General features: G+C 44.5%; 7 protein-coding genes. 6 read left to right on the top strand and 1 reads right to left on the bottom strand.

Annotation, left to right across the window (positions count from 1 at the left end; all coding sequences use genetic code 11):
- The 4 genes from MUP17_10625 to MUP17_10610 all read left to right on the top strand — a co-directional run.
- A partial coding sequence (locus MUP17_10625) for a hypothetical protein (GenBank protein MCJ7459433.1) occupies nt 1-691 on the top strand: 691 nt, incomplete at its 5' end.
- 119 nt (nt 692-810) lie between these two features.
- Complete coding sequence (locus MUP17_10620) at nt 811-1,269, top strand: hypothetical protein (GenBank protein MCJ7459432.1); 459 nt, start codon at nt 811-813, stop codon at nt 1,267-1,269.
- A gap of 64 nt (nt 1,270-1,333) precedes the next feature.
- The gene (locus MUP17_10615; GenBank protein ID MCJ7459431.1) at nt 1,334-2,794 is read left to right on the top strand and encodes a DUF4384 domain-containing protein; all 1,461 of its coding nucleotides are present in this window, start codon (nt 1,334-1,336) and stop codon (nt 2,792-2,794) included.
- Between the two features lie 11 nt (nt 2,795-2,805).
- A complete protein-coding gene (locus MUP17_10610; protein ID MCJ7459430.1) occupies nt 2,806-3,243 on the top strand; it encodes a hypothetical protein in 438 nt (145 codons plus the stop codon).
- 47 nt (nt 3,244-3,290) lie between these two features.
- Here the strand turns inward: MUP17_10610 and MUP17_10605 are convergent, their stop codons facing one another.
- Complete coding sequence (locus tag MUP17_10605; GenBank protein MCJ7459429.1) at nt 3,291-3,524, bottom strand: Lrp/AsnC family transcriptional regulator; 234 nt, start codon at nt 3,522-3,524, stop codon at nt 3,291-3,293.
- 640 nt (nt 3,525-4,164) lie between these two features.
- Here MUP17_10605 and MUP17_10600 point away from each other — a divergent pair.
- Both MUP17_10600 and amrS read left to right on the top strand, forming a co-directional pair.
- On the top strand, nt 4,165-5,067 hold the full coding sequence (locus tag MUP17_10600; GenBank protein ID MCJ7459428.1) for a DUF362 domain-containing protein: 903 nt from the start codon (nt 4,165-4,167) through the stop codon (nt 5,065-5,067).
- Nucleotides 5,068-5,078: 11 nt separating this feature from the next.
- On the top strand, nt 5,079-6,230 hold the full coding sequence (gene amrS / locus MUP17_10595) for an AmmeMemoRadiSam system radical SAM enzyme (protein ID MCJ7459427.1): 1,152 nt from the start codon (nt 5,079-5,081) through the stop codon (nt 6,228-6,230).
- Nucleotides 6,231-6,945 lie beyond the last annotated feature (715 nt).

Genomic DNA, 6,945 nt, shown 5'->3' with positions numbered 1-6,945 from the left:
GACAGGAGATCAAGCGGTTAAGATTTATTGGGAGGAAAATGATGAGCGTGATTTTTACAGGTATAAGATTTACTGGGCTCCTGAGACTGATGGCATTATTCCTGAACCAGACGGAGATTTTCAATTGATAACTTCAGTCTCCAACCCAGAGTATACTGACACGGATGTGACCAACGGAAAAACCTATTATTATATTATAACCGCAGTCGATTTCTCAGGTAATGAAAGCGGGAACTCTGCACTTATCTATGACACTCCCAGACCCGAAGGTTTCAGTTATGGCTTGTTTGACAAAGCAGTCTATCCTAGAGTTGCCGGAATATACTTCAAAGTTCCGCAGGGTCTCCTGATTGTTCCCTGGGATAGCTCAGCTTGTGATATTTACTTAGATAAGGTGTCTGGGATCTTTTATCTAAATACAACTAACAAGAACAGTGTGTGGAATGATATTCAGGATATGGGATATACCAATGATCTGGATGAGATAAATGTGGCTCCGAGCACTGGCTGGTCTGATTTAGGATATGTCGAAGTTATAATCGGTCACACGTATGTTATATGGACCTGGGATTATCACTATGCCAAGCTAAGAGTAACCAATAAATATGCTGATTATATCACATTTGAGTGGGCTTATCAGACTGCGCCGGATAATCCTGAACTCAAACCGGTTCCGAAAAAACCTCGGTAATGAAAAAAAGTGGAGAAGATTAGATGAAAATCTTGATTTCTCAAACTGGGTTTGTTAGATTAAGTCCGAACGCCACTAAAGTGGCAGAGAACACTTAATAAACAAAAAAGGAGGAAAAGATGCCAAACAGAAAGTTGGTCTTAGGGATTCTCCTGGGGATTTTGGGGCTGGTGATAACCGGGTGCGGTATGTATGTGGGCGGCGTATTCGGCGGACCCAGGTATGGTAATTATCACCATCCGCGCTACTGCTATGACTGCCATCGTAATCCCGGCTGGACCAGAGCATACGATGACTGCGGGTTCTACGATTTCTATTTCGCGGGTAATGGGTATTACTACCGTCCCAGGCACGAAGAACACAGGGTTTATGTCTACAGGAAATACAATTACGGAAGAGATAAGGAGTTTGTAAAGTATTATGAAAGACACAGGCTGGATGATAAGGAAAGAGTTAGAATTGAGAAAGAATATCGCGGGGTAGGGGAAGGGGAGAGAAGGAGAATCGAGAAAGAATATAGAGAGTATGATAAGAAAGTCGAGGGCAAAAAGGAGCGTGAGGAGAAGGGAAGAAGGTGAAGTTCTTTACGTCCTGCCTTAAATGGATGATGGTCCAAAAGGCGACGTGAAAGGAGTGATCAATATGTTGAAGATTTTGAAACCGATGCTGGTGATCCTGATATTAGGTTTAAGTTTAAAACCAGCATTAGCGCAGTTGCCGGAAGACTTTAAAGGGGAGGTCGAACAGAAGAGTATCCAGTTGCCAGATGATTTTAGCGGGGAAGTCGGGCACAGGATCATTCATACCCCTAATCCCGGACTGGATATCGAGGTCTGGATCAATAAAGCGGAGGGTTCTACCTATTATCCGGGTGAGGATATAAGGGTTTATTTCAGGGCCTCCAGGGATTGTTACGTCGTAGTTTACAACCTTGATACCCGCGGATATATAAACGTTCTTTATCCTTATAGCTCAGAGGATGATCGTTACGTCGAAGGCGGGAGAGTTTACAGGATTCCGGGCAGATATGATGATTATTCTCTGACAGTGGATGGTCCTTCAGGCGTCGAATATATCCAGGCAGTGGCTTCTTATGAGCCTCTTTCCCTTCCGCACTGGTCGGATTATTATAGAGAAGGAACAGAGCCAGCAGATATCCGCACTTTGAGGATGGATGAGGACGAAGACCCCTACGTTTTTATGGAATGGGTAAATCACCAAATCAGCCCGTTTCCGGATTATTACACGGATGTGACAAATCTCTACGTGAGATATCCTCATCCCAGGTGGTATTATCATCCAAACCTTTATCAGTATTATCCCTATTCTTTCCCTTATGATTTAGGAAGCGTCTATATCTGGGCACCCTTTGCAGTGGATGTTTACATCGATGGCATCTTCTTTGGAATAGCTCCGCTAACCATACCGTCAATCGTGTGCGGCAGGCACTTTGTAACGGTTTACTACAATGGCTGCAGGCTGTGGGATGATTATGTTTTTGTCGAATCCAGAAAAACAGTCAGAGTGCAGACCAAGATAGACCAGAGGGTAAGATACGTATCTGAAGACCCGGTTAAAAAAGAATACCGTACCTGGAAGGAAAAGGAATACCGGCTGGTCCAGGAGCGAAGGTCACAGCCACTTGAGCAGAAGATTCGCAACCGGTCTGATTTTGTTCCTGATAAAAATAACATAACGCGGAGAGAGGAAAAGTCGACCAGAAAGGGTGGACCGGCAGAGCAGAACAAAGAAGGTTATCGGACTGACTATCAGAACAGAAATGAGGTAAAAAACCAGGGAAGGGATTTTGTACCGGAGAAACAGAAACAAGATGAAAGATCATCCAGACAGACAGGTTTTCTGCCTGAAAGAGGACAGGTGAAAGAAAAGGAGCTCAGAGAGCCAGCACCAGAGAAGAACACAACCAAGCATAGGGAAATCAGGACTGAACCCCAGTCTCAGGATAGGCCTTCTTTCACACCGAGTGATCCTGGATCTTCACGACCTGAACCGAGAAAACAGGAAATGCGGATAGAGAAGAGTAACAGGTCAGGAGAGGGAAGGGCTGAGGTCAAGATAAACAGAGGCGGAAGGAAAAGGTGAGGTGAGCTGAGATGAAAAAAGCTTTTATAATCCTGACCTTGTGTGTGTTCCTTGCCTTTCTTCTTTCAAATGCTCTGGCTATAGAAAGGGTTTCCAAGAAGGATACTGCAGCCAGCAAGGAGCAAAAGGAAGAGGCAACACCAACACCAGCACCTGCTCCCGAAAAAAAGGAGTCAATTCCGCCTGAAAAGCAGGTAATAAAACCTGAACCGGGACAGCCCAGGGAAGGCGAAGTCAAGAAACCGCAAAAGGAACGAGAGGAAGGATTGTCCAGAATATTAAAGGGGTTGAGGAAGGGTTTGAAGGAAGAGGGAAAGGACAAGTACGATTATTTCATAGATAAAAACGGGAACGGGATAGATGACCGCTTAGAGCAGCAGGGTAAAACCGAGAAAAAACCTGAGGAAAGGAAAGCTCCGCCTGAGAAAAAAGAGCGGCGAGGGAGATAGATCAGTCCAGATGCGAGATAAAACCCCGCAGTAAAATGCGGGGTTTTTTATTCAAAAGCCAAAAGGGAGGTAGTTTTTAATACCCCCTCAACTGCCTGTATCTCCTTGGTGATAATCCGAGGGATATCCTCATAAGTCTTGGATTCAATGACTGCTACGATGTCATAAGGTCCTGCAACCGGGGTTGCAGATTTCACCTGAGGGATTGATTTTAAAGCCTGAATAGCACCGTTGATGCTTTTCGGCTCCATCTCGATTAAAATATAAGCTCTGACCGGCATTTCGCCTCCTTTTAGATTAATAAGAATATAAAAGCCAATTTCTACCTGTCAACAAAAATCGATAGGGTGTGAAAGATAGAAAAAAGAAGAGATTTCGTAGTGCGACCCTTTTAGGGTCGCTGAGTGTACATTGTTCAGCATCCCCAAACAAGTTTGGGGATGCCACCCAGGCTGGTATCCGGTCAAATAAATGGTAGCGCAGACATTCTTGTCTGTGATTTAAAGTCAGGCAGGAAGAGACTCTTACCAAAGGAAGTAGTCGTAAGTCCTGCGGTGGCTACGCCAGACGTAGCTAATTAGCAGACCCACCTTGCCCTCAAGGTGGGAGTAAGGACCCATGTTGAGGGCAACATGGGTCTACGATGTCTTTTGCTTGCGTATCAGAGGGTCGAGGAATCTAACGCAGACTAAAGTCTGCGGCTACCAGCTTGTTTCTTCCCTGTTCCGAATGAGGACAGCCACAAGGGCTGTCCCTACATCTACCTTTCTTTGGTCAGGCAGGAATGCCTGACCTACCGGGAACCTCTCCCTTGGTCCTTCTCCTTAAGAGGAGAGGGAAAGAGCAATCTCGTAATTATCGCTACCAAGTTTTGCCTATAAGTCGTATTTTACATAGCAGGTTGTTGCGCCAAAGGTAGCTATGAGCAAATCCAGGGTTGTAATCGTTCGTTCTGAAAAAGTCTTAAGTAAATCTAAACAGATCGATTCTTTTGTTTTGTCTGAGATGCTCAAAAAAGGTCTTCAAACGCTCAGTGGAGACCTTGATTTCAGGGATAGTATCAGGAGACATTATTCTCCCCAGGATGTATTGGGTTTGAAAGTAAATTGTCTGGCAGGGAAAGGGGCTTCGACTCATCCTGAATTTGCCGTAGCCTTTGCCAATTTGCTCAAACAAAGCGGAACTAAAGAAAAGAATATCATCATCTGGGACAGGTCGAATGATGAGCTGGAGGAAGTCGGTTTTCCGCTGAATTGCAAAGGCGATGGTTTGCGCTGTTTCGGGACTGACACGGATGGAGTCGGATACTCAAATAATTTATATGAGCATCTGAACATCGGAAGCCTGGTGAGCAATATTTTATTAAATTACACCAACGTTCAGGTCGATCTGCCTGCTTTAAAAGACCATAGTCTGGCTGGAATAAGCTGTGCCTTAAAGAACTATTATGGTGCGATCAACAATCCCAATAAATATCACGAGGATGGTGGTGACCCTTTTATCGCGGATTTGAATGCTCTCCCGGAAATTAAAAATCAGAGCAGGTTGATCATCTGTGATGCTTTGACTGTTCAGTATAAAGGAGGTCCATCATATCATCCTTCCTGGAATGAAGTCTATGGTGGAGTACTCATAAGCTCTGATCCTGTGGCTTTAGATTTTGTCGGCTCTCAGATAATAGACCAGTTAAGACAGAAGAAAAATCTACCGACTCTTGAGAAGTCAGGCTTGAGTCCCAAGTATGTCTTTACAGCGGCGGATAAAAATCATAACTTAGGAAAAGCTTCTTTGGAAGAAATTGATAAGATAGAGATTAATGTCTAATTAAAAAAAGAATGAAAAGGCTTAAACGAAGAGAGTTTTTCAAATATTCCCTAGCAGGTGCCGGTGGTGCACTCTGCTCAAATCTGATTACGAAGATACCTTTTATATCTATTCCAGATACAGCTTATGCTCTGAGTTCAACTGGGAAGCTCTCTCACGTCGAGGCAAAGTATTACAAGAAACTTGATCATAAAGAAGTCGAGTGTCAGCTCTGTCCCAGAAAATGCAAAGTAGGTGACAGGGAGCGGGGTTACTGCGGGGTCAGGGAAAACCAGAAAGGGATTTATTATACTCTGGTCTATGGCTTAGCCTGTTCTTTTCATCAGGATCCGATTGAGAAGAAACCTTTCTTTCATTTCCTTCCCGGAACTGATGCCTTTTCCATAGCCACTGCCGGTTGTAATTTGAACTGCAAATTCTGCCAGAACTGGGAGATCTCTCAGGCACGACCAGAGCAGACTGATAACATAGAGTTGTCTCCTCAGACTGTGGTAGAATCTGCTTTAAGCGGGAACTGTTCTTCAATCGCTTACACTTATTCTGAGCCGACAATTTTTTACGAATATATGCTGGACTGCGCAAAAGCAGGGAGAAAAAAAGGGGTAAAGAGCGTGATGGTCTCAGCAGGATTTATCCAGCCAGACCCGTTAATTGAGCTATGTAAAGAGTTAGATGCGGTCAAGATAGACCTTAAAGCCTTTAATGAGAAATATTATCAGGAGATTTGCAGAGGGAAACTGCAGCCGGTTCTGGATACTCTTAAAGAATTAAAAAGGATTGGCATCTGGTATGAGATAGTGTACCTGATGGTTCCCACTTTGAATGATAATATGGATGACATCAGGAAAATGTGCGACTGGATGCTAAAAGATTTGGGTCCGGACGTGCCAGTTCATTTTACCCGCTTCACGCCATTGTATTTACTGAAGAATTTACCGCCGACTCCGGTCTCCTCCTTAGAACAGGCAAAGAGAATAGCTCAGGAAAGCGGGCTGAAATTCGTCTATATCGGAAATGTCGGAGGACATGAGGGAGAAAATACCTACTGTCCAAAATGCAGGAAAATTCTTATCGGCAGATATGGGTATATCATTACCCAGATGAATCTGCAAAAGGGGAATTGCAAATTCTGCGGGGAGAAGATTCCTGGGGTTTGGGCATAGGTTCTAATTTTGTAGCGGAAGGCTTCAGCCTTCCATTTCTTTGGAGGTCTGAAGACCTCCGCTACATTTAAATCTTTATTTACAGTGTAAGTTTCACATCGTCGGGTCAGGGGACCCGACGAGCACCTGAGTTTGGGTGCAGCAACATCAGTTCATAGCCACTTCAGTGGCGTTATGGAGTTTTAAACCTCACCCTTGCCCTCTCCTTAAAAAGGAGAGGAAAATTCCCTCGTCGGGCGTAAAGCCCGACGCTACATTTTTGGTAGTTGTAGACCCACCTTGCCCACAAGGTGGGTCTACAGGCCCATGTCTGTAGCAAATTGGGTCTGCTGAGTTTCGAACCGTGTTTGAGAGTCAGACAAGAATGTCTGACCTACCTGCAACCTCACCCTGACCCTCTCCTGCCAGGAGAGGGTAAATGCCCTCGTCGAGGGTAAAGCCAGACGCTACGTTTTCTATTCCCAGACAAGTTCCGGGATGCCACCCTAAATATGTCAGACAAGAATGTCTGACCTACCGGGAATCGCACCCTCCTACAAAACTGTAGGAGTTCAAAATTTTGAACCCCTACACCTTTTGCTGTAATCGCAATATAATAATGTCCTGTTTTAGCAAAGTAGAAATGTCCTATTTTGAGATTGCCACAATATCTTACTTTAAAGGAGGATATTATGGCAGGAAAGGACATGATCAGGATGAGTCAAGAGGAGATAAG

It is taken from the genome of Candidatus Zixiibacteriota bacterium (assembly GCA_022865345.1).
Lineage (GTDB): Bacteria > Zixibacteria > MSB-5A5 > MSB-5A5 > RBG-16-43-9 > RBG-16-43-9.
This window is presented reverse-complemented; position numbering and strand designations above follow the sequence as displayed.